The sequence below is a fragment of the Streptomyces sp. NPDC020983 genome, assembly GCF_044333485.1.
GTDB lineage: Bacteria > Actinomycetota > Actinomycetes > Streptomycetales > Streptomycetaceae > Actinacidiphila.
Window position 1 is genome coordinate 1 of sequence record NZ_JBIRRA010000016.1, and the last position, 22,247, is coordinate 22,247.

Here is a 22,247-nt window from a genome sequence, read left to right on the forward strand (position 1 = left end):
CGTTTCACCGGCCCCTCCGGGCTTTCCCTTCGTCGTGTTCCGACTCTATCAGACGCTTTCCAGTGCCTGACCCCCAGTCAGCGGGGTTTGTCTTTCCGGCCGTTCGGCCGTTCCGACGAGTGAGACTTTAGCGGATCTCCCTCGGCCGTTCCAAATCGGAGGGCTTTGGCTTCTGCTTCCGCAGAATCCGCGCATTCCAAAAACGCACACGCAGACGCCCCCGGCGTCAGGCCGTGGTCGTTCGAGTGTTTGCTGCGGAATGGCTGTCCGGGAACCGACCAAGATCGGTGCTCACGTCGGACAGCCCGGAGTACGTTACGCACCTGTCCGGTGTGTGTCAACTTCGTGCCGGGACCTTCACAACCGGGGGGTGCGCGCTACTCTGACCCCATGACGTCGCGTACGTGTCACAGCACCCAGTGGTGGGCCGCCTAGAGGCGGCCCGGACTCACGTACGCACCCACGGCCGCCGCTCCAGGCGGCCGTTTTCGTTGTCTGCGGCCGCGGTGGGCGGCGGTCTCCCGAGCACATCGACCGGCGAACCACGGACGACAGGAGACGGCGACATGACACGGACTCTCAGCGGTGTGAAGCCCACGGGGCATCTGACCCTCGGCAACTATCTCGGTGCCCTGCGGCGGTGGGCGGAGGAGGACCAGCACCGGGCGGAGTCGCTGTTCTTCGTGGCGGATCTGCACGCGCTGACCGTCGAGCACGATCCGGCGCGGGTGCGGCGGCTGAGCCGGCAGGCGGCGAGCCTGCTGCTGGCGACGGGGCTGGACCCGCAGGTGTGCACCGTCTTCGTGCAGAGCCATGTGGACGAGCACGCACGGCTGTCGTACCTGCTGGAGTGCGTCGCCACGGACGGCGAGATGCGGCGGATGATCCAGTACAAGGAGAAGTCCGCGCGGGCGCAGGCAGCCGGGCAGGGGGTGCGGCTGTCGCTGCTGACCTACCCGGTGCTGATGGCGGCGGACATCCTCGCGTACGGGGCCGACGAGGTGCCCGTGGGTGAGGACCAGACGCAGCACGTGGAGCTCACCCGGGATCTGGCGGAGCGCTTCAACCAGCGGTACGGGACGACGTTCGTGGTGCCGCGGGCCACGCGGCCGGCGGCTGCGGCGCGGGTCATGGACCTCCAGGAGCCGGCGTCGAAGATGGGCAAGTCGCACGCGGCCACCGCCGGGATCGTCTACCTGCTGGACGAGCCGGACGTGATCACGAAGAAGGTCATGCGGGCGGTGACCGACAGCGAGCCGGGGGTGACCTTCGACCGGGCGGCGCGGCCCGGGCTGGCGAACCTGCTGGAGATCCTGGCGGCCTGCACCGGCAAGGACGCGGAGTCGCTCGCGGAGGCCTACGACGCCGAGGGCGCGGGCTTTGGGGCCATCAAGCGGGACACGGCGGAGGCGGTGGTGGAGCTGCTGCGGCCGCTCCGGGCGCGGCACGCCGAGCTGAGCGCGGACCAGGGGTATCTGGACGGGGTGCTGCGGGAGGGCGCGGCGCGGGCGCGGGAGGTCGCGCGGCCGACGGTCGACGCGGCCTACCGCGCGGTCGGGCTCCTGCCGCCGGCCTGAAGGGGTGCGGGTGCGCCACCGGGTCCGGCCCCTCCCCGGGAGGGAGCGGCAGGGCCCGGTGGACGCAGCCCGCGGGTCAGGCGCCGGAGGCCAGCTCGCGGCTGCGGTCGCGGGCGGCTTCGAGCGCGGAGAGGAGGGCGGCGCGTACCCCGTGGTTCTCCAGCTCGCGGATGGCGCTGATCGTCGTGCCGGCCGGGGAGGTGACGGCTTCGCGGAGCTTGACCGGGTGCTCGCCGCTGTCGCGGAGCATCACGGCGGCGCCGATCGCGGACTGCACGATGAGGTCGTGCGCCTGGGCGCGGGGCAGGCCCAGGAGGATGCCGGCGTCGGTCATGGCCTCGACGAGGTAGTAGAAGTACGCGGGCCCGGAGCCGGACAGGGCGGTGGCGGCGTCCTGCTGCTTCTCCGGGACGCGCAGGGTCTTGCCGACCGGCTGGAAGATCGCCTCGGTGCGGGCGAGGTGGCTCTCGTCGGCGTGCCGTCCCGCGGAGATCACGGACATGCCCTCGTCGACGAGCACCGGGGTGTTGGGCATGACGCGGACGACGGGGGTGCCCTCGGCGAGGCGCTCCTCGAAGAAGGTGGTGGGGATGCCGGCGGCGGCGCTGATGACCAGGCGGTCGGCGGGCAGGTGCGGGGCCAGCTCGTCGAGCAGCACGGACATGTCCTGCGGCTTGACGGCCAGGATGAGGGTCTCGGCGGTCTTGGCCGCCTCCGCGGTGTCGACGGGCTGGACGCCGTAGCGCGTGCGCAGCTCCTCGGCGCGCTCCGGGCGGCGGGCGGTGACGAGCAGGTCGGCGGGCGCCCACCCGGCCCTGATCATGCCGGAGAGCAGGGCCTCGCCGATCTTTCCTGTGCCGAGGACGGCCACGTGTCGCTGGGTCATGGCCCCATGATGCCGGGTGCGGCGGACACCGGGTCGGGGTTGTCCACAGGCCGGAAGTCGTCCGCGGCTGTGCGCCGGCGGGGCCTGGGCGGGGGTGGGGGGCGGCTCAGGGTCATCCCCTATGGCGCATAGGGACGGGACGGGGCGACCGTAGCGGTATGAACCCTTCATCCCGCGAAACCGTGACCACCGGCGCGGAGAAGCGGCAGCTGGCCGTCGCCTCCGCGAGCCTCGGTCCGTGGCGGCCGGCGGCTGTGGTCGGCGCGCTCGGCGGTGGTGTGTCGCTGGCCCTGCACCTGGTGCAGGGGCACTTCGGACTCGGCATTCTCAGCGGTTCCCTGTCGATCGCCGCGCTGCTCTTCTTCTGCGTGGGGGGAGCCGGCGCGGTGCTCGGGTATTCCGCGCACGGGCACGGGGGCCGGGACCGGCGCATCAGGCGGTGGGCGCGCAGGCACCCGTGGCGCGTGGCGGCGGTACCGGCGGCGGCGATGTTCGTCACCGACCTGGTGCTGCGGCAGGTGCTGACGAGCGAGGGCTTCTTCGGCAGCGTGTGGACGGGGCTGTGGCACGGCGCGGTCGTCGCGGCGGTGGTGGGCGGGGTCGGCGCGGTGAGCGCGGCCCGGGGGTGACGTCGCCGGGGGACCGGCGGGCGGGTGGTGCGGCGGGGCCGGCGGGTTGCCGGCCCCGCTGTCGTGTGCCGTGGGACGGCGCTCACCGGGCGGGGCGGCTCACAGGGCCACGCTGACGCCGACCTGGTCGGGGCGGGCGGTGCGGCGCAGCACCGTGCGTGCCAGGTCGCCGAGCCGGACCAGGGCGTATCGCCGGGCGAGGAGGCGGCGGGCGGCGGCCTTGCCCGCGTCGTCCAGGACGCGGGCGGTGGTCTCCAGCTCGGGGGCGCCGGGGGCGACGCGCCCGCGGGCGTTGCAGGGGGCGAGCACCACCCGGGGGTTGGTGCGCAGCCGCTTGACCTTGCCGCTGGCGGCTCCGGTCCAGAAGACCAGCTCACCGTCGCCGAGGGCGTACCAGACGGGGGTCGGCACGGGGGTGCCGTCGCGCCGGAAGGTGGTGACGCTCACGTACTTGCCGCGCCGCAGCGCGGTCACCGCTTCGGATGCCGTCGTGCTCACCGTCGCAAGGCTAGCGGCCACCGCGTGCGGAGGAGGGGGTTCGGCCGGCGGGAGCACGCGCGGTCTCCCCGCGGACGGGCGGGGGCGCCGGACGCACGGGTTGCGGCGCGGCCGGGGTCCCGCGGCAGCTCAGCGCCTGCGCTTGCCCTTGGGCTTCGCCTTCGCCTTCGGGCGGGACTGGCGGGCCTCGTACCGGGCGCGGGCCTCGGCGTACTCGGCACGGCGCAGGTCCTCGCCGGGGGCCTCGGACAGGGAGCGCACGAAATAGGCGAGCAGGCCGCCGACGAACCCGATCGCGTAGAGGCTCGCCGTACCGTCGGCGTCGCCCGAGGGGCGGCGGGTGACGAAGCCGCGCCATGTGTGGCGGAAGGCGAGGACGCTGCACACGGCGAGGCCGATGAAGGCGAGGGCGGTGACGAACGTGCCGATCTTGGCGTCGCCGAGGCCCTGGAAGCCGATCTTGAGCACGAAGGAGCCGGCCGCGGCGGCGGCCAGCGAGCCCACGCTGACGCCGAGGCGGCGCAGGCCGTAGCCGCGGTCGTGGTCGACCCAGGTCGTCCCGAAGAAGCGGATCGGCTCGGGCGCCGGGCCCTGGGCGGGGGCCGCGGCTCCCGGGGCCTCGGGGGCGGCGGCTGTCTGCTGGTGCTCACTCACGCCTTCCATTATGGGCACGGGCGGGAAGTGGACGGGCGGCGGTCCGGACCGGCGTCCGCGCCCCGGGCCGCCGCGTACGGCGGGCGCCGCGGTCCCCCGGTCGCGGGGGCCGCCCGCGCGGTGTCCCGCGGCCGTCCGGTGGGTGGGCCGGTGCCGCGACGGCGGCGGCCCCGGCCCGGGAGGGGGTCCGGGCACGGCGGGGGCGTGGTCGCGGCGGCGGTGCGGCGAAACCGTGAAGAAGTGAACGCCTTTGCGACGGGTGCGTGCGCGGACCATTGACCACAGACTGACCAGTCAGTAACTTCTGCTGAGCAGCGCCGACTTCACCCGATCTCGTCACATACCCCCACGAAACGAGGAGAGATGTCGATGCGCGTTCTCCCCCGCCGCGCCCGCGGCCTCGCCGCCGTCCTCGCCGCCGCGGCACTGGCCGTCCTCGGTCTCACCGCGCCCACCGCGCAGGCCCAGTCGCAGGCCCAGCGCTCGTACGTGGCGATGGGTGACAGCTACAGCGCGGCCTCCGGCGTGCTGCCGCTCGACCCGGACGCCTCGCTGCTGTGCATCCGGTCCTCCGCCAACTACCCCCACGTGCTCGCCGCCCGTGCCGGGCTCGCGCTGCACGACGTCACGTGCGGCGCCGCCCAGACGAAGGACTTCGCCGGGGCCCAGTACCCGGGCATCGCACCGCAGCTGGACGCGCTGAGCGCGAGCACCGACGTCGTGACGATGACGATCGGCGGCAACGACAACAACACCTTCATCGACGCGATACTCGCCTGCGGCTCCGCCGGCATCGCCACCCTCGGCCTCGGCCACCCCTGCCAGAGCCTGTACGGGAGCACCTTCACCGACCAGGTCGACAACGGCACCTTCCAGGCGCTCAAGGGCGCGCTCGCGGCCGTCCGTGCGAAGGCACCGGGCGCGCAGGTCGCGATCCTCGGCTACCCGTGGATCGTGCCGGCCTCCGCGGTGCCCGGCTGCTTCGCGCAACTGCCCATCGCCTCGGGCGACATCCCCTACCTGCGCGACCTCCAGGCGCACCTGAACTCGGCCGTGCAGCGCGCGGCGGCGGCGACCGGGGCGACGTACGTCGACATGGCCGCGGCCTCCGACGGGCACGACGCGTGCCGGCCCGTCGGGACGCGGTGGATCGAACCGGTGCTGTTCGGCACGAACTTCGTGCCGGTGCACCCCAACGCGCTCGGCGAGTCCGCGATGGCCGCCCGCGCGGCCGCGGCCCTCGGCCTGGGCTAGATCCCCCCCCACGGGCGCGAAAACGCCGTCCCCCGCGGGCAGTTGCCCGCGGGGGACGGCGGCCGCGCAGAGGCTCAGCGCTCCAGCAGGCTCACGTCGCGCACCGCGCCGCGGTCCGCGCTCGTCGCCATCGCGGCGTACGCGCGCAGCGCCGCCGAGACGGGCCGGTCGCGCGGGGCGCGCGGCTTGAAGACGCCGCCCAGGGCCTCCCGGCGGGCCGCCAGCTCCTCGTCGGGGACGAGGAGTTCCATCGTCCGGCCGGGGATGTCGATACGGATCCGGTCGCCGTCCTCGACGAGCGCGATGGTGCCGCCCGCGGCCGCCTCCGGCGAGGCGTGGCCGATGGACAGGCCCGACGTGCCGCCGGAGAAGCGGCCGTCGGTGATCAGGGCGCAGGACTTCCCGAGGCCGCGGCCCTTCAGGTACGAGGTCGGGTAGAGCATCTCCTGCATGCCGGGGCCGCCGCGCGGGCCCTCGTAGCGGATCACGACGACGTCGCCGGGCGCGATCTCCTTGCGGAGGATCTTCTCGACGGCCTCCTCCTGCGACTCGCACACGACCGCCGGGCCCTCGAACGTCCAGATCGACTCGTCGACGCCCGCGGTCTTGACGACGGCGCCGTCCACGGCGAGGTTGCCGCGCAGCACGGCGAGGCCGCCGTCCTTGGAGTAGGCGTGCTCGACGTCGCGGATGCAGCCGCCGGCCGCGTCGGTGTCCAGCGAGTCCCAGCGCTCGGACTGCGAGAAGGCCGAGGCCGACCGCACGCATCCCGGGGCGGCGTGGAAGAGCTCGACGGCCTCCGGCGAGGGGGAGCCGCCGCGCACGTCCCACGTGCCGAGCCAGTCCTTGACCGAGCGGGAGTGCACGGTGTGCACGTCCTCGTTGAGCAGCCCGCCGCGGTAGAGCTCGCCGAGGATCGCCGGGATGCCGCCCGCGCGGTGCACGTCCTCCATGTAGTACGTGCCGGAGGGTGCGACGTTCGGCGCGACCTTGGCCAGGCACGGCACCCGGCGCGAGACCGCGTCGATGTCGCTCAGGCCGTAGTCCAGCTCGGCTTCCTGGGCGGCGGCGAGCAGGTGCAGGATCGTGTTGGTGGAGCCGCCCATCGCGATGTCGAGCGCCATCGCGTTCTCGAACGCGGCGCCGGTGGCGATGGCGCGCGGCAGCACGGTGGCGTCGTCCTGCTCGTAGTAGCGCCGGGTCAGCTCGACGACGGTGCGGCCGGCCTCCTCGTACAGCGCCTTGCGGGCGGTGTGGGTGGCGAGCACCGAGCCGTTGCCGGGCAGGGCCAGGCCGATGGCCTCGGTGAGGCAGTTCATCGAGTTGGCGGTGAACATGCCCGAGCAGGAGCCGCAGGTCGGGCAGGCGTTCTCCTCGATACGGAGGATGTCGGCGTCCGAGACGCTCTCGTTGACGGCGTCGGAGATCGCGTTGATCAGGTCCAGCTTGCGGACGGTGCCGTCGACCAGCGTCGCCCGGCCGGCCTCCATCGGGCCGCCGGAGACGAAGACCGTCGGGATGTTCAGCCGCAGCGCGGCCATCAGCATGCCCGGGGTGATCTTGTCGCAGTTGGAGATGCAGATCAGCGCGTCCGCGCAGTGCGCCTGCACCATGTACTCGACGGAGTCGGCGATCAGGTCGCGCGACGGCAGCGAGTAGAGCATGCCGCCGTGGCCCATCGCGATGCCGTCGTCCACGGCGATGGTGTTGAACTCGCGCGGCACCGCTCCGGCCGCCTTGATCGCCTCGGAGACGATCCGCCCGACCGGCTGGAGGTGGGTGTGCCCCGGTACGAACTCGGTGAAGCTGTTGGCGACCGCGACGATCGGCTTGCCGATGTCGGCGTTGTCCACGCCGGATGCGCGCATGAGGGCGCGCGCGCCCGCCATGTTGCGGCCGTGGGTGACCGTACGTGACCTCAGCTCGGGCACGGTTCCACTCCCTAGTTCCACTCGCGTTCGTACGACGGCACGCGGCTCGCGGCCTGCCGTCGAGGGTACGCCCGTCGCCCAGGATCCGGACAGTCCGTCCGGATGACGGAAGGCTTGTGCTGTTTCGCGGAGCCCTCCGGCGGGGGGCGTCAGCGCCGGGGGCGGCTCGCGACCGGCGGGAGGACCAGGTGGCGGCGGGCGAAGGCCAGCGCCTCCGCGAGGTCGGCCTCGCGCTCCGCGGAGGACATGGCCCGCCGCGTGTTGACCTCCACGACCACGTGGCCGTCGAAGCCGCGTCCGGCCAGGGAGCGGAGCAGCTCGGCGCAGGGCTGGGTGCCGCGGCCCGGCACGAGGTGCTCGTCCTTCGCCGAGCCGTTGCCGTCGCCGAGGTGGACGTGCGCGAGCCGGTCGCCCATCCGCGCGGCCATCTCCAGCACGCCTGTGCGCGAGGTCGCCGCGTGGGAGAGGTCCACCGTGAAGTGCCGGTAGTCCTCCCGGGTGACGTCCCAGTCCGGGGCGTACGCGGCCATCTCGCGGTCGCGGTAGCGCCAGGGGTACATGTTCTCGACGGCGAAGCGGACGTCCGTCTCGTCCGCCATCCGCCACACCCCGCGCACGAAGCCGCGCGCGTACGAGCGCTGCCAGCGGAAGGGCGGGTGGACGACGACGGCCGAGGCGCCGAGCCGCTCGGCGGCGGACTTCGCGCGCTGGAGCTTGACCCACGGGTCGGTGGACCACACCCGCTGGGTGATCAGCAGGCAGGGCGCGTGCACCGCGAGTACCGGCACGCGGTGGTAGTCCGACAGCCGGCGCAGCGCGTCGACGTCCTGGCTGACCGGATCCGTCCACACCATGACCTCGACGCCGTCGTAGCCGAGGCGGGCGGCGATCTCGAAGGCCGTCGCCGTCGACTCGGGGTAGACGGAGGCGGTGGACAGCGCGACCTTCGCGCCGCACGCGGCCCCGCCGGTCATGCCGCCGGGTGCCGCGCCGGGCACGCCCGCGGGCGGCACGGTGCCGCGGGGCGGCGTGCCGGGGGCTGCGTCGGGGCTGTCGGGGGCGTGGGACACGCATGCCAGCGTACGGCCGTGGCCCGCGGGGAGGGCCCGCTCCCGGGCGCCGCGGGGGCCTCAGGGGGGTGCGCGCTCAGCCCGTCCGGCGGGCGACGGTGGCGCCTGACCCGCCGTTCTGCGGGGGTGAGGGGGCGGGTGGGGCGTACGGGGCGACATGCGGTGTGGTGTTGGCCACAGGGCCCCGCGAGGCGGGGGCGGCCGGGGCCGGCGCGGAGGGCGACGGGCCCGCCTCCGCCGTCCCCGCGGCCATCACGTCGAGCTTGCGCAGGATCACGCCCTCGCGCAGCGCCCACGGGCAGATCTCCAGGGCGCCGACGCCGTACAGGTCCATCGCCGCCTCGGCCACCAGCGCGCCCGCGAGCAGCTGGCCGGCGCGGCCCTCGGACACGCCCGGCAGGTTCGCGCGCTGCCGCGCCGCCATCTCCGCGAGCCGCGGCACCCACTCCTCCAGCACCTCGCGCCGCAGCACCCGCTGCACGTACAGCCCGTCCGCGCTGCGCGCCGCCCCCGCGATACGGGCCAGCTGGCGGAAGGTCTTGGACGTGCCCACCGCGTGGTCGGCGGGTCCGAGGCGGGCGAACTCTGCAACGGTGCGGGCGATCTCGGTGCGGACGTGCCGGCGCAGCGCCCGCACGTGGCTGCCGGACGGCGGGTCGCCCGGCAGCCAGCCGCTGGTCAGCCGGCCCGCGCCGAGCGGCAGCGACACGGCGGCGTCCGGGTACTCGTCCATGCCGTAGCCGACCTCCAGCGAGCCGCCGCCGATGTCCAGCACCAGCAGCTTCCCGGCCGACCAGCCGAACCAGCGGCGTACGGCGAGGAAGGTCAGCCGCGACTCGTCCTCCCCGGACAGCACCGTCAGCCGCACGCCGGTCTCCTGCTCGACACGCGCGAGCACGGCCTCGCCGTTCACCGCCTCGCGCACGGCGGACGTCGCGAACGGCAGGACGTCCTCGGCGCCCTTGTCCTCCGCGACGCGCATCGCGTCCGCGACCGTGGCCACGAGGCGCTCGACCCCCTCGTCGCCGATCGCGCCGTCCGCGTCGAGGAGCTGGGCGAGCCGCAGATCGGCCTTGTGCGAATACGCGGGGAGCGGGCGCGCGCCCGGGTGCGCGTCCACCACCAGCAGGTGGACGGTGTTGGACCCCACGTCGAGCACTCCCAGTCGCATGGGCAGCACTTTACGGCCGGGGCGGGGGCGGGAGGGGGCGTGCCCGCGCACCGGCCGGGAGTGCGGGGTGCGCGCCCCGCGGGAGGGGCCGCCGGGGCGGGGGCGCGCCCTTTCCCGCGCGCCTTCGGCGGGGGGAAGAGACGTCTCCTGCGGGGCGGTGAGGGGAAACGGGGCAATACGGTCTTACGCTGGGCGCGTGGCAAAGGTGAGGGCCCGCAACGGCGGGGAGCAGGTCGCGGTGGGCGACGAGGCGGGGCTGGACTTCGCGCGGGCGTGGCTGGAATTCGTCGACCCGGCGGACGAGGAGCAGGTCTTCCGGTGCGACCTGACGTGGCTGACGTCACGCTGGGCGTGCGTCTTCGGGCACGGCTGCCAGGGCATCGTCGCCGGGCGCGCGGACGACGGCTGCTGCTCGCTGGGCGCGCACTTCTCCGACGACGACGACGAGAAGCGGGTCGCCGGGCACGTCTCCCGGCTCACCGCGCAGGACTGGCAGTTCCACGGCCTCGGCACCGGCCGGGACGGCTACTGGGCCGAGGAGAACGAGGACGGCGAGCGGCAGACCCGCGTCGTCGACGGCGCCTGCATCTTCTCCAACCGCGCAGGCTTCCCCGGCGGCCAGGGCTGCGCGCTGCACGCCCTCGCGCTGCGGGAGAACCGCGAGCCGCTCGAGACCAAGCCCGACGTGTGCTGGCAGCTGCCGATCCGCCGCACCTTCGAGTGGGTCGACCGGCCCGACGACACGCGCGTCCTCGTCGTCTCGATCGGCGAGTACGACCGCAGGGGCTGGGGCCCCGGCGGCCACGACCTGCACTGGTGGTGCACCTCCGCCACCTCCGCGCACGGCGGCGGCGAGCCCGTGTACGCCTCCTACCGCGCCGAGCTGACCGAGCTCATGGGCCCGGCGGCCTACGCGGAGCTGTCCGCCGCCTGCGAAGCCCGCCTCGCCTCCGCCCTCCCCCTCGTGGCCCCGCACCCGGCGGACCCGGCCGCGGGCTAGCGGACCCGCCGGAACCGGCGGCGGCCCGGCGGGCCTCCTTCTCCACGGGAAGGAGCCCGCCATGGACGCCAGCACCGTCACGGCCGTCGCCGCCACGGCCATAGCGAGCGCATCGTTCGCCGTCTCGATCAGCGAGGCCCGCACCACACGCCGCCACAACCGGCACTCGGTGGCGCCCCTCCTCGAAATCTGGACGCAGCGCCGCCAGGGCGGCACGACGGGCCTGCGGCTGTGCAACTACGGCCTCGGGCCCGCCGTCGTCACCTCGACCTCCGTCGCGCTCGACGGGGTCGAGCTGGGCGGCTGGATCCGCCCGGTCATCGACGGCCTGCGCGGCAGCCTCGCCGAGTGGCCGCGCGCCCTCGCCGTCAACCCGGGGCACCACGTGATCCCGGCGGGGGCGGAGCGCTTCCTGATGCACGTCCCGGACTACGACCCGGTCCGCCACGGCGACCTGTGGCAGCTCCTCACCACGCGGCTCACCCTGCGGGTGACGTACGACTCGCTCTACGGCGGCGAGGGCTTCGAGGTCCGCCACCCGCTCCCGTACACCTGAGGCCGCGGGCCCGTCCCTCCCCTCCCCTAGGGCGTGTCCGCAAAGTCCCGCCTGGCACACGGCGCCTGGCACGCACGCTCGCTACGTTGTCGGGCTCGTCCGAGTAGGCCCACTACGAGGACGACCCTCCGCCTTGCGATCGCACGCACCAGACACCGTCTGCCCCGCCCTCCGGGCGGACGACGGGACTTTGCGGACACGCCCTAGGCCGTCAGCTCCTCCGCGTCCGCTTCCGCGGCCGCGGCGTCGCGGGCGCAGGCCGCGGCCAGCTCGTCGAGGGAGATGCCGAGGGCCGCGGCGAGGGCCGCCACCGTGAAGAAGGCCGGGGTCGGGGCGCGGCCCGTCTCGATCTTGCGCAGCGTCTCCGCGGAGACGCCCGCGGCCGCCGCGATCTCCACCATGCTGCGGTCGCCGCGCGCCGCGCGCAGCAGCGCGCCGAAGTGTTCGCCCCGGCGGCGCTCGCGGGGGGTCAGGGGGGTTCTCACCATGCCTGTGATACTAATACCGGTAAACAAATACCGGTATAAAAATTGGAGGCTGCCCTCATGGTGGAGCTCAAGACCGACGCGGCCATCGACGCGATGCGCGAGGCGGGCCGCGTCGTCGCCCGCGCGCTCGCCGCGACCCGGGACGCCGCGGCCGTGGGCGTCTCGCTGCTCGACCTCGACGAGGCCGCCCGCGCCGTCCTCGACGAGGCCGGGGCGACCTCGCCCTTCCTCGGCTACCGGCCGTCCTTCGCGCCGACGCCCTTCCCCGGCGTCATCTGCACGTCCGTCAACGACGCCGTCGTGCACGGCATCCCCACCGGCTACCGGCTGCGCGACGGAGACCTCCTCAGCGTCGACTGCGGCGCCGAACTCGACGGCTGGACCGGCGACGCGGCCGTCACCTTCACCGTCGGCACACCGCGCCCCGGCGACGCCGAACTCGTCGCCGCGACCGTCCGCGCCCTGGAGGCGGGTGTCGCGGCCGCCGTCCCCGGAAACCGGATGGGCGACATCTCCGCCGCGATCGGGCGGGTGGCGGCGCAGGCGCGCTGCGGGATGCCCGCGGATTTCGGCGGGCACGGGATCGGGCGGCGCATGCACGAGGACCCGCACGTCCCGAACCGCGGCCGTGCGGGGCGCGGATTCCCCCTGCGCGCGGGGCTGACCCTCGCGATCGAGCCGATGCTCATGGCCGGGGGCTCCGACGCCTACCACGCCGACGCGGACGGGTGGACGCTGCGGACGGACGACGGGAGCCGGGCGGCGCACTTCGAGCACACCGTGGCGATCACGGCGGAGGGGCCGCGCGTGCTGACCCTGCCCTAGGGGCTCTCCGCCGCGCCCGGCAGGAACGGGCGGGGCCGCGTCACCCGCCCGGACGGCGGGAGAGGGGGGAGACCGTCGCCGGAGGTGCCGCGCCACCGGGACGCGAACGGTCCGCCCCCATCCGCCGGTGGGTCAGGAGGGGGCACGGTGGGCGAGGAGGATGCCGCCCAGCGGGGACTCCGCCGAGGTCAGGGTCGTACGGGAGGCGACGGTGAAGCCGGCGGCGGTGAGCCAGGAGGCGAGACGGGCGTGGGTGCGGTGGTGGACGTACAGGCGCATGGGGTGCCCGCCGTAGCCCTCCGTCTTCCAGCGGCTCGTGTCACCGACGTGGAAGCCCAGCAGGAGGGGCGCGCCGGGGCGCAGGACGCGGTGGAAGTGGGCGAGGACCCGCGGGATCTCCTCGTCGGGGACGTGGATGAGGGAGTACCAGGCGAGGAGGCCGGCGGTGGAGGCGTCGGGGAGGGGCAGATCGGTCATGGAGCCGACCGCGAAGCGCACGCCGGGGTTGTCGCGGCGGGCGATCTGGATCATCCGCGGTGACAGGTCGATGCCGAAGGCGTCCAGCCCGAGTGTGCGCAGGAAGGCGGTGACGCGGCCGGGCCCGCAGCCGACGTCCGCGACGGGCCCGTCGCCGCCGGCCCGTACGAGGCCGGCGAACTCCGCGAGGGCGGCCCGCTCCCGCGGCAGGCCGTCGAGCAGGTCGCGTACGTACTCCGTGTAGCTCTCGGCGACGGTATCGTAGGACACCCGGGTGTCCTCCAGCCAGCCGGCCGTGCTCGGTTCGCTCGTCATCCGGGGACCCTAGCGCCCGCCGCTGACACCCGGTCAGCCGGACGGGGACGGGTCGGGGGTCGTCGGCGGGTCCGTCGGCGGGGCCGACGTGGGGGGCGGGGTGGTGCCGGACGGGGCCGGGTCCGGGGTGGAGGAGGCCGGCGGGGCGGGCGTGGGGGACGCGGAGGCCGGGGGCGGGGCCGAACGGCGGGTGGTGCCGTGCAGGATGACGGTGGCGTTCGCCGGGGCGAAGGCCACGCTCGCCGTCCAGCTGCCGCGCGGGGCGAGGGAGTGCTCGACGGTGATCGAGACCGTCGTCGACCCGCCGGGGTGCAGCACCCCGGACACCGCCGAGAGCCGCAGCCAGGGCGCCGAGGCCGAAGCCGACCACCGCACGTCGCCGGCGCCGCTCGCCGTGAGCGTCACCAGGGTGCCGCCCCTGGCCGGCGCCGCGGTGACGGTGAGGGTGCCCGCGCCCGCCGGAGGGGACGCCGTCGCGGAGGGCGTGACGGTCACCGCCGTGACGTCCGCGGCGGGTGACGCCTCCCCCGGCGCGCGGGTGCCGGGGTGCGGGGCGGAGGGCCCGGGGCGGGAGGAGCCCGCCTTCTCGTAGGGCAGACCGGTGTCGGGCGCGCCCGCCGCCGTACGGCCGCCGTGCGTGTCGTCGTCGCCGAGGGGTGTCGCGCGGTAGGCCGCCCACACCGCCAGGACGGGCGCGGCCACGACCGCCGCGACCACCGTCGTCGTCATCACGCGGTGCCGCAACTGCGCCCGCCGCGCCGCCTGGTCCCGCAGATCGCGCGGGAAACCCCGCCGGTCGAACCGCGGTGTGACGCCCCGGCTGCGGCCCGCGCCGCTCTCCATCGCGTGCAGCAGCGCCGCGCACGACGCCGCCCGCGGCGCCTCGATGAGGGCGAGCACCGCGGTGGCGCCGGGGGCCCCCGGCCACGGCCCCGCGGCGACCGCGCGCTCGGCCGTACGGCGGCACAGCGTGCACTCGTCGACGTGCCGCACCAGCTCGTCCCGCAACGCGGGCCCGAGCAGCACCCGGTTGTCCCCGGCGAGCTGCGCGAGCGCGGCGCACCGCCCGCTCTCCACCACTGCCAGGGCCGCGCGCGTCCGCTCCACCTCGCACGCCGCCCGCGCGAGCAGCCCGCGTGCCGCGCCCGTCTCCATCCCCAGCACCGCGGCCACCTCGTGCGGCGCGAGCTGGTGCCGCACGGCCAGCTCCAGCGCCTCGCGCTGCTCCGGCGTCGTCCCCGCCGCCTCGGGCCACGCCAGCGCCGCGAGCTGCGCACCACGCTGCGCCGCGATGTCCGCCGCCGCCCGCACGGGTGCCACCGGCCTGCCCGCGGCCAGCCGCCGCAGGCACGACCAGCGGGCCAGCGCGTACAGCCACGGCCTGCGCAGCGCCGGATCCCGCAGCCGCGCCCGCTGCCGTTCCGCGAGCGCCAGCACCTCCCCGAGCACTTCCGCCGCGGCGTCGTGCTCGCACAGCACCGACAGGCAGTACGTGAACAGCCCGTCCAGATACGGCTCGTAGTGTCCCGGCGGCACTATCGGCAGCGTCCCCTGCGGGCGCGCCACCGCGCCGCCCCGCCCCCGGTGCCGCGCGGCGTCGCCTCCGTGTCCGGCCGCCTCGCGCGCGGCCGCGCCGCGCGTGAGGGCCGCAGCCCGCGGCCTGCGGTGCGCGCCCGTCGGGTGGCTCTGCGCGGAGGGCGTGGGGGTGGGGGTCTCCTGCCTGCTCATCACCGGCTGACGGTAGGCCCGCGAGTGCGTCCCGTTCAGCCGTCCTCGCAGCGATTAACCCTTACGGGTTGCCCGTCCCCCCGTTAGGGGCCGACAGCGCCCCCTTGCGGGTGAATCCGGCCGCTCGGCCGTGACGGTACGTCCCGGCGCGCCCGCGCACGGCACCGGCGGACGGCCGCGGAGGGACCCGCTGTCACACCCGCCCGCTACGGTGACCGCATGGCCACCCGCAAGACCGCCCCCAAGGACCGCCCCTCCTACCGCTGCACCGAATGCGGCTGGACGACCGTCAAATGGCTCGGCCGCTGCGGCGAGTGCCAGGCGTGGGGCACGGTCGAGGAGTACGGCGGCGCCCCCGCCGTGCGGACCACCGCCCCCGGCAGGGTGAGCGCCCCGGCCCGCCCGATCGGTCAGGTCGACGGCCGCCAGGCCACCGCGCGCTCGACCGGCGTGCCGGAGCTGGACCGGGTGCTGGGCGGCGGTCTGGTCCCCGGGGCGGTGGTGCTGCTCGCGGGCGAGCCCGGCGTGGGCAAGTCGACGCTGCTGCTGGACGTCGCGGCGAAGGCGTCCGGTGAGCGCAGCCCGGTGCTGTACGTGACGGGCGAGGAGTCGGCGTCGCAGGTGCGGCTGCGGGCGGACCGGATCGGCGCGATCGCCGACCACCTCTACCTGGCGGCGGAGACGGACCTGTCCGCGGTGCTCGGGCACCTGGACGACGTGAAGCCGTCGCTGCTGGTCCTGGACTCCGTCCAGACGGTGGCCTCGCCGGAGATCGACGGCGCCCCCGGCGGGGTCGCGCAGATCCGCGAGGTGGCGGGCGCGCTGATCAGGGCGTCGAAGGAGCGCGGTATGGCCACGCTGCTGGTCGGCCACGTCACGAAGGACGGCACGATCGCCGGTCCCCGCCTGCTGGAGCACCTCGTGGACGTGGTGCTGAGCTTCGAAGGCGACCGGCACGCCCGGCTGCGCCTGGTCCGCGGGGTGAAGAACCGCTACGGGGCGACGGACGAGGTCGGCTGCTTCGAGCTGCACGACGAGGGGATCACGGGGCTCGCCGACCCGTCGGGGCTGTTCCTGACCCGGCGTGACGAGCCGGTGCCGGGAACGTGCCTGACGGTGACGCTGGAGGGCAAGCGGCCGCTGGTCGCGGAGGTGCAGGCGCTCACGGTGGACACGCAGATCCCGTCGCCGCGCCGTACGACCTCGGGCCTGGAGAACTCCCGGGTCTCGATGATGCTCGCGGTGCTCGAACAGCGCGGCAGGATCAAGGCGATCGGCAAGCAGGACATCTACACGGCGACGGTCGGCGGGGTGAGGCTCACCGAGCCGGCGGCGGATCTGGCGGTGGCGCTCGCGCTGGCGAGCGCGGCGATCGACACACCGCTGCCCAAGAACCTGGTGGCGATCGGCGAGGTGGGCCTGGCCGGGGAGGTGCGCCGGGTCACGGGGGTGCAGCGGCGGCTCGCGGAGGCGGCACGGCTGGGCTTCACCCACGCCCTGGTGCCGGCCGACCCGGGCAAGGTGCCCGCGGGGATGCGCGTCATCGAGGTGTCCGACATCGGCGAGGCACTGCGCGCGCTCCCCGCCCGCAGGCCCCGGGGCGGCGGCGCCGCGGAGTCCTGAGAGGGCGCCCCGCCCGGACGGCGGCGGCACCGGACGGGCCGCTGCGCCCCGGGGGCGTGTGCCCGGCGATCGGCGGTGCCCGGCGCGGACGACGTAAACTCAGTCCAAACCGCACCGACCGGAGGAACGCAGTGGCAGCCAACGACCGGGCAGGCTCCGCCCCGGCCCGCAAGGCAGCGGCGGAATCCGCCGGCAGGTCCGGCGGCGGAGCGGACGGCGCCGGGCTCATGCGCGCCGCGCTGAGCGCCGTCGCCCCTGGTACGGCGCTGCGCGACGGCCTGGAGCGCATCGTGCGCGGCAACACCGGCGGCCTGATCGTGCTGGGCATGGACAGGACGGTGGAGACGCTGTGCACGGGCGGCTTCGTGCTGGACGTGGAGTTCACCGCGACGCGGCTGCGCGAACTGTGCAAGCTGGACGGCGCGCTGATCCTGGACAAGGACATCACCAAGATCCTGCGCGCGGGCGTGCAGCTGGTGCCGGACCCGACGATCCCGACCGAGGAGACCGGCACCCGGCACCGCACCGCGGACCGGGTCAGCAGGCAGGTCAACTTCCCCGTGGTGTCGGTGAGCCAGTCGATGCGGCTGATCGCCCTCTACGTCGACGGGCAGCGGCGGGTCCTGGAGGACTCCGCGGCGATCCTGTCCCGCGCCAACCAGGCGCTGGCGACCCTGGAGCGCTACAAGCTGCGGCTGGACGAGGTCGCCGGCACGCTGTCGGCCCTGGAGATCGAGGACCTGGTCACCGTCCGGGACGTGACGTCGGTGGCCCAGCGCCTGGAGATGGTCCGCCGGATCGCCACCGAGATCGCCGAGTACGTCGTGGAGCTGGGCACCGACGGCCGCCTCCTGGCCCTGCAGCTCGACGAGTTGATCGCGGGGGTGGAGCCGGAGCGCGAGCTGGTCGCGCGCGACTACGTCCCCGAGCCGACCGCCAAGCGCAGCCGCACGGTCGCCGAGGCCCTCGCGGAACTGGACGGCCTCCCCCAGAACGAGCTGATCGAACTGACCTCGGTGGCCCGGGCACTGGGCTACACCGGCTCCCCCGAGTCCCTCGACTCGGCGGTCTCGCCCCGCGGTTACCGCCTCCTGGCCAAGGTCCCCCGTCTGCCCAACGCGGTGATAGAGCGCCTGGTCGACCACTTCGGCGGCCTCCAGAAGCTCCTGGCGGCGAGCGTCGACGACCTCCAGGCCGTCGAGGGCGTGGGCGAGGCCCGCGCCCGCTCGGTCCGCGAGGGCCTGTCCCGCCTCGCGGAGTCCTCGATCCTGGAGCGTTACGTCTAGGACCCGTCACCCCCAGACGGCCTGTATCACCTAGTGATACAGGCCGTCTCGCCATGGGAGACCCTCGTTAGGGTCGGGCCGTCCGGGTCCGGACCGGACGACTGGGAGGTGGCGGCAGATGCCGAAGACGGTCATCCACGTGTTCCACGACGACGACCACTCGCTCGCGACGGGGACCCGCGTGGCCCAGCGCATCCAGGAGATCGCGCCCGACCACGACTGCGGCGTCGAGGTCTTCTGCTTTGGACCGGCCCAGCGCCGTCTCTCGGACGGTGACCCCTCCGAGGCGGTCGTCACCTACAACCGCCACATCGACGAACTGGTGGCCGGCGGCGTCCTGGTGGGGGCCTGCGTCAACGCGGCCCGCGCCGACGGGACGGAGGCCGAACTCCTGCGGCGCGGGCTGAACCTGAAGGTGGCCCGGGACGAGTTCCTGCGCTTCACGCTCGAACAGGCCACCGTCATCACCTTCTAGGAGCGCGGCCCGCTCCGGTCCCGCACCGCGTGGACGGCCCCGGCCGGCCCTGGAGCGGAGCCGGTCCGCGGCCGCGTGTGAACCCGGGGAGCCCCTAGCTCGCGGACAGCGAGAACGAGCGCTGCTTCACGCCGAAGCCCGGCACGGTGACCTGGGCGAGGTAGTTGCCCGCGGTGGCGGGAGCGCCCTTGGGGGACGCGCACTCGGGGGAGCTGGTCCGGCCGTTCCAGCGCACGGTGTGGGCGGCGGAGCTGTGGGCGGGAATCCTGATCAGGTAGGGCGACTTGCTCGGCGGGCAGTCCGCGGAGGACCACACGTGGCTGTTGTCGGGGTCCTTCGTCACGTCGAGGACCGCGGAGACCGCGCCGACGTCCAGCTTGCAGTCGGCGGCGCCGCTGTTGGTGGCGCGCAGCGTGAAGGCCGGGTACTGGCCCGCCGGGTACTGGTTCTGGTCCGTGGTGAGGGCCAACGTCACCGTGGCGGAGGTGCAGTTGGGCAGCGGGGACCCCGCCGGGACCTGCACGGCCGTGCCGCCCGTGCCGTCCGCGCCACCGCTGCCGCCACCGCCGGTGCCCGCGTCCGTGCCGGCGGACGAGCCCGCCGCCGTACCGTCGCCGGAGCCCGCGGTGCCGTCGCCGGAGCCCGCGGTGTCACCCGCCGTGCCGGCGGAACCCGCCGTGGCGCCCGCGGAGTTGCCGCCGTCCGTGTCGCCCGGGTCGGTGTCGCGGCCGCCCGGGCGGCCGCTGATGTGGGTGCCGGACGGCGTGGGGCCCGCGGTGATCGTGCCGACGGGCGTGTGCGAACCGGAGGGCGCGGACGTCCCCTTGCCGCCACCTCCGCCGCCGCGGGTCACGGCCCAGACCACAAGCGCCGCGATCACCACCACAGCGGCGGACACGGCGACTCGCCGCCGCCAGTAGATGGACGACGGAAGAGGTCCCACGGGATTGCGCAACGAGCCCACACCCGAACTCTAGGGGAGATCACCCGTGTGCCGTCGCAACACCCGCCGCTCCGTCGCCGCTCTTTGCGGATGATCACGTTTACGTTTCCGGGCGGTCGCTGTCAGTGGTATGTGCGAGGATCGCCCTGCCATGAGCACAGACCTGCACGACACCCCCGAGTCCGCCCCAACCGCCACATCCCCGGCCGCGCCGCGGCACCCGAGACCGGAGGTCCCGGGGCTCACGCCCGCCACCGTGACGTCGCTGCACGAGCTGGTCGTCGACTGGTTCGGCGCGCACGCCCGCGACCTGCCCTGGCGCCGTCCCGACGCGGGCGCCTGGTCGGTCATGGTCAGCGAGTTCATGCTCCAGCAGACCCCGGTGGCCCGTGTCCTCCCGGTCCACGCCGAGTGGCTGGCCCGCTGGCCCCGCCCCGCCGACCTCGCCGCCGAATCCCCCGGCGAGGCCGTCCGCGCCTGGGGCCGCCTCGGCTACCCCCGGCGGGCCCTGCGCCTGCACGGTGCCGCCGCCGCCATAGCGCACCGGCACGGCGGCGAAGTGCCGCGCCTGCACGCGGAACTGCTCGCCCTGCCCGGCGTCGGCGAGTACACCGCGGCCGCCGTCGCGTCCTTCGCCTACGGGCAGCGCCACATCGTGCTCGACACCAACGTCCGGCGGGTCTTCGCCCGCGTCGTCACCGGCGTGGAGCACCCGCCCAACGCCACGACCGCGGCGGAGCGGCGCACCGCCGCCGCGCTCCTTCCCTCCGACGAGGCCACCGCGGCGCGGTGGGCGGCCGCCACGATGGAGCTCGGCGCCCTCGTGTGCACCGCCCGCTCCCCCCAGTGCGGGCGCTGCCCCGTGGCCGCCCTCTGCGCCTGGCGGCTCGCGGGCAGCCCGCCCCACGAGGGGCCGCCCCGGCGCGGCCAGACGTACGCGGGCACGGACCGCCAGGTCCGCGGCCGCCTGCTCGCCGTCCTCCGGGCCTCGCCCGGGCCCGTGTCCCAGGCCGCCCTGGACGCGGTGTGGCACGAGCCCGTCCAGCGCGCCCGCGCGCTCGACGGACTGGTCGCCGACGGCCTCGTCGAGCCCCTCGCCAACGGCGTCTACCGCCTGCCGTCCTGACGGTGCCGGCCCCCTCGCCGGGGGCGGCCCGCCGTCCCGTCCGGCATGCGGGCGGGCACGGCAACCGGTGCCGTAACGCCCCGTTTCCTCCCGCCTGTTACACAACCGATGGCTCGCCGTGCGCCCACCGTGCGCTCACGGTCGCGGAAGCCTGACATCCACTCCCTACGTTCGTCCGCAAGGACAAGCAAGGGGCGGGAGAAGCACCATGGCGGGGACCGGCGCGGTACTGGACTTCGAGGAGTACGTCAGGACACGGCAGGACGCCCTGCTGCGCAGCGCCCGCCGTCTCGTCCCGGACCCGATCGACGCGCAGGACCTCGTCCAGACCGCCCTCGTCCGTACCTTTCCCCGGTGGGACACGATCGCCGACAAGGCCCTCGCCGACGCGTACATGCGGCGGGTCATGATCAACACCCGTACGGAGTGGTGGCGCAGCCGCAGGCTGGAGGAAGTGCCCACCGGGGAGCTGCCGGAGTCCCCGGAGTCCGTCGTCGACGACGGGGCCGAGCAGCGCGCGGACCGTGAGATGCTGCTGGACGCCATCGCCGGACTCGCGCCCAAGCAGCGCCAGGTGGTCCTGCTGCGGCACTACGGGCAGCTCACGACGGAGGAGACCGCCCGGGCGCTGGGCCTGTCGATCGGCACGGTCAAGAGCACGCTGCACCGGGCGCTGGCCCGCCTGCGCGACCACCTGGAGGACGGCGGCTACGGTTACCGGCACCGCCCGCGCCCGGCGGCGCGGGCCGTGGCGACCCCGGGGACGGGGCCCGGAACAGGGCGGGAGGAGTTGACGGAGGCGATGTGCGTCGCGTGAGACCCGCGAGTGCCGCGACCACCGCGATGACCGCGCTGGCCGGCGCGTGCGTCGTGGTGTCCGGCTGCGGCACGGCGGGGACGGGGGCCCGTAACGAGGGCCCGGCGCCGTCGCCGAGCACCCGCGCGGTGTCCACGCAGAGCGCGCCGCCCCTCGCGCTGGACAAGAGGGCGCTGACCACGATGGTCCGGCGGGACAGCAGCGTGAGCCGCGACGTGCGCGAGGACCTCGTCCCGTGCGGCACCGCGGGCCCGCCCCGTCAGCGCGCGGCGGAGTCGGCGTCCGGTGCCGGGTCCGGTCACGGCGCGGGTCAGGACCCCGGGGCCGGCGACGGGGACGCCTCCGCCTCCACTCCCCCCGCCACGCCCCCCTCCGAGCGCCCCGGCCGTGCGCTCCGCACCGGCGGCCCCGACGACTACCCCGTCACCGTCGACTCCGGAAACCTCACCTCCGGTGACGGCCCCGACCTCGTGGTCAACGTCACGACCTGCGGAAACGGCCTGGGAGTGGCCGCGTACGTCTACCGTATGGTGGCGGGGAAGTACCAGAACGTCTTCGCCGACGAAAGGCCGCCGGTCTACGGGAGCGTCGAGGGCGGCCGACTGGAGATCACGCACGAGGTGTACGAGATGAACGACCCCGCGTCGTCGCCGGTCGGACAGGACTCGGTGACGTACGTGTGGCGCGGCGGCCGCTTCGTGCAGGTCTCGCGCGAATACGCGGACTTCGGGTCGAAGACGCCGACCGTCATGCCCGAGCCGACGTCGACCGAGCCCGCGCCGCGTCCGGACTCCGACCCGCTCGACCCGGGCCTGCCGAGCGCGACGGCCGGCCGGCCCGCACCGACCGCCCAGCCCACCACGGGCGTCCCGGCGCTCACCGGGGCCTCCCCGGCGCCCACCGCGTCGGGCGGGTAGC

At 75.0% G+C, this 22,247-nt stretch carries 21 protein-coding genes and 1 pseudogene; 12 read left to right on the forward strand and 10 right to left on the reverse strand.

The annotated features are described in order from the left end of the window. Positions 1-566 precede the first annotated feature (566 nt). Positions 567-1,577 carry a tryptophan--tRNA ligase gene (gene trpS / locus ACH4SE_RS30075; RefSeq protein ID WP_398546678.1) on the forward strand — a complete coding sequence of 337 codons (1,011 nt, stop codon included), beginning with the start codon at positions 567-569 and terminating at the stop codon, positions 1,575-1,577. A 76-nt stretch (positions 1,578-1,653) separates the two neighbouring features. Here trpS and proC read toward each other — a convergent pair whose 3' ends face one another. Further along, a complete protein-coding gene (gene proC / locus ACH4SE_RS30080; protein ID WP_398546679.1) occupies positions 1,654-2,463 on the reverse strand; it encodes a pyrroline-5-carboxylate reductase in 810 nt (269 codons plus the stop codon). 158 nt (positions 2,464-2,621) lie between these two features. Here proC and ACH4SE_RS30085 point away from each other — a divergent pair, with 158 nt between their 5' ends. Next, positions 2,622-3,092 (forward strand): hypothetical protein, encoded by a 471-nt coding sequence (locus ACH4SE_RS30085; RefSeq protein ID WP_398546680.1) that lies wholly within the window; start codon positions 2,622-2,624, stop codon positions 3,090-3,092. A 99-nt stretch (positions 3,093-3,191) separates the two neighbouring features. Here the strand turns inward: ACH4SE_RS30085 and ACH4SE_RS30090 are convergent, their stop codons facing one another. Further along, positions 3,192-3,590 carry a PPOX class F420-dependent oxidoreductase gene (locus ACH4SE_RS30090; protein WP_398546681.1) on the reverse strand — a complete coding sequence of 133 codons (399 nt, stop codon included), beginning with the start codon at positions 3,588-3,590 and terminating at the stop codon, positions 3,192-3,194. 129 nt (positions 3,591-3,719) lie between these two features. After that, complete coding sequence (locus ACH4SE_RS30095; RefSeq protein ID WP_398546682.1) at positions 3,720-4,253, reverse strand: hypothetical protein; 534 nt, start codon at positions 4,251-4,253, stop codon at positions 3,720-3,722. Between the two features lie 360 nt (positions 4,254-4,613). Here ACH4SE_RS30095 and ACH4SE_RS30100 point away from each other — a divergent pair, with 360 nt between their 5' ends. Next, positions 4,614-5,498: an SGNH/GDSL hydrolase family protein gene (locus ACH4SE_RS30100; protein ID WP_398546683.1), complete on the forward strand. Its 885-nt coding sequence runs from the start codon at positions 4,614-4,616 to the stop codon at positions 5,496-5,498. 74 nt (positions 5,499-5,572) lie between these two features. Here the strand turns inward: ACH4SE_RS30100 and ilvD are convergent, their stop codons facing one another. The 3 genes and pseudogenes from ilvD to ACH4SE_RS30115 form a co-directional block, all read right to left on the reverse strand. Next, positions 5,573-7,429 (reverse strand): dihydroxy-acid dehydratase, encoded by a 1,857-nt coding sequence (gene ilvD / locus ACH4SE_RS30105; RefSeq protein ID WP_398546684.1) that lies wholly within the window; start codon positions 7,427-7,429, stop codon positions 5,573-5,575. A gap of 149 nt (positions 7,430-7,578) precedes the next feature. Further along, on the reverse strand, positions 7,579-8,403 hold the full coding sequence (locus ACH4SE_RS30110) for a sugar phosphate isomerase/epimerase family protein (RefSeq protein WP_398546849.1): 825 nt from the start codon (positions 8,401-8,403) through the stop codon (positions 7,579-7,581). A gap of 337 nt (positions 8,404-8,740) precedes the next feature. Then, positions 8,741-9,670: pseudogene (locus tag ACH4SE_RS30115) on the reverse strand (Ppx/GppA family phosphatase); the annotation flags it as partial. Positions 9,671-9,866: 196 nt separating this feature from the next. Between ACH4SE_RS30115 and ACH4SE_RS30120 the strand changes: the two are divergent. Continuing rightward, positions 9,867-10,670, forward strand: a complete 804-nt coding sequence (locus tag ACH4SE_RS30120) for a hypothetical protein (RefSeq protein ID WP_398546685.1) — start codon at positions 9,867-9,869, stop codon at positions 10,668-10,670. Positions 10,671-10,731: 61 nt separating this feature from the next. Then, positions 10,732-11,226 (forward strand): hypothetical protein, encoded by a 495-nt coding sequence (locus ACH4SE_RS30125; protein WP_398546686.1) that lies wholly within the window; start codon positions 10,732-10,734, stop codon positions 11,224-11,226. A 203-nt stretch (positions 11,227-11,429) separates the two neighbouring features. Here the strand turns inward: ACH4SE_RS30125 and ACH4SE_RS30130 are convergent, their stop codons facing one another. Next, positions 11,430-11,714, reverse strand: a complete 285-nt coding sequence (locus tag ACH4SE_RS30130; RefSeq protein WP_398546687.1) for a helix-turn-helix domain-containing protein — start codon at positions 11,712-11,714, stop codon at positions 11,430-11,432. Positions 11,715-11,771: 57 nt separating this feature from the next. Between ACH4SE_RS30130 and map the strand changes: the two genes are divergently transcribed. Next, on the forward strand, positions 11,772-12,539 hold the full coding sequence (map, locus tag ACH4SE_RS30135) for a type I methionyl aminopeptidase (RefSeq protein ID WP_398546688.1): 768 nt from the start codon (positions 11,772-11,774) through the stop codon (positions 12,537-12,539). 132 nt (positions 12,540-12,671) lie between these two features. On the opposite strand, the gene ACH4SE_RS30140 is transcribed toward map, so the two are convergent. Beyond that, positions 12,672-13,331 carry a class I SAM-dependent methyltransferase gene (locus ACH4SE_RS30140; protein WP_398546689.1) on the reverse strand — a complete coding sequence of 220 codons (660 nt, stop codon included), beginning with the start codon at positions 13,329-13,331 and terminating at the stop codon, positions 12,672-12,674. 33 nt (positions 13,332-13,364) lie between these two features. Beyond that, complete coding sequence (locus ACH4SE_RS30145) at positions 13,365-15,059, reverse strand: hypothetical protein (protein ID WP_398546690.1); 1,695 nt, start codon at positions 15,057-15,059, stop codon at positions 13,365-13,367. A 219-nt stretch (positions 15,060-15,278) separates the two neighbouring features. On the opposite strand from ACH4SE_RS30145, the gene radA reads away from it, so the two are divergent. The 3 genes from radA (at position 15,279) to ACH4SE_RS30160 (ending at position 18,443) form a co-directional block, all read left to right on the forward strand. After that, positions 15,279-16,682, forward strand: coding sequence for a DNA repair protein RadA (gene radA / locus ACH4SE_RS30150; protein ID WP_398546691.1), 1,404 nt, complete (start codon positions 15,279-15,281; stop codon positions 16,680-16,682). Between the two features lie 131 nt (positions 16,683-16,813). Beyond that, a complete protein-coding gene (gene disA, locus ACH4SE_RS30155; RefSeq protein ID WP_398546692.1) occupies positions 16,814-17,968 on the forward strand; it encodes a DNA integrity scanning diadenylate cyclase DisA in 1,155 nt (384 codons plus the stop codon). 118 nt (positions 17,969-18,086) lie between these two features. Beyond that, positions 18,087-18,443, forward strand: coding sequence for a hypothetical protein (locus ACH4SE_RS30160; RefSeq protein ID WP_398546693.1), 357 nt, complete (start codon positions 18,087-18,089; stop codon positions 18,441-18,443). Between the two features lie 94 nt (positions 18,444-18,537). On the opposite strand, the gene ACH4SE_RS30165 is transcribed toward ACH4SE_RS30160, so the two are convergent. Next, positions 18,538-19,341, reverse strand: coding sequence for a hypothetical protein (locus tag ACH4SE_RS30165; protein WP_398546694.1), 804 nt, complete (start codon positions 19,339-19,341; stop codon positions 18,538-18,540). Positions 19,342-19,537: 196 nt separating this feature from the next. Here ACH4SE_RS30165 and ACH4SE_RS30170 point away from each other — a divergent pair, with 196 nt between their 5' ends. From ACH4SE_RS30170 to ACH4SE_RS30180, 3 genes are all read left to right on the forward strand, one after another. Further along, on the forward strand, positions 19,538-20,512 hold the full coding sequence (locus ACH4SE_RS30170) for an A/G-specific adenine glycosylase (RefSeq protein WP_398546695.1): 975 nt from the start codon (positions 19,538-19,540) through the stop codon (positions 20,510-20,512). A 208-nt stretch (positions 20,513-20,720) separates the two neighbouring features. Then, positions 20,721-21,329 (forward strand): SigE family RNA polymerase sigma factor, encoded by a 609-nt coding sequence (locus ACH4SE_RS30175; RefSeq protein WP_398546696.1) that lies wholly within the window; start codon positions 20,721-20,723, stop codon positions 21,327-21,329. After that, positions 21,326-22,246: a hypothetical protein gene (locus tag ACH4SE_RS30180; RefSeq protein ID WP_398546697.1), complete on the forward strand. Its 921-nt coding sequence runs from the start codon at positions 21,326-21,328 to the stop codon at positions 22,244-22,246. The genes ACH4SE_RS30175 and ACH4SE_RS30180 overlap by 4 nt, the downstream gene beginning before the upstream one ends. Position 22,247 lies beyond the last annotated feature (1 nt).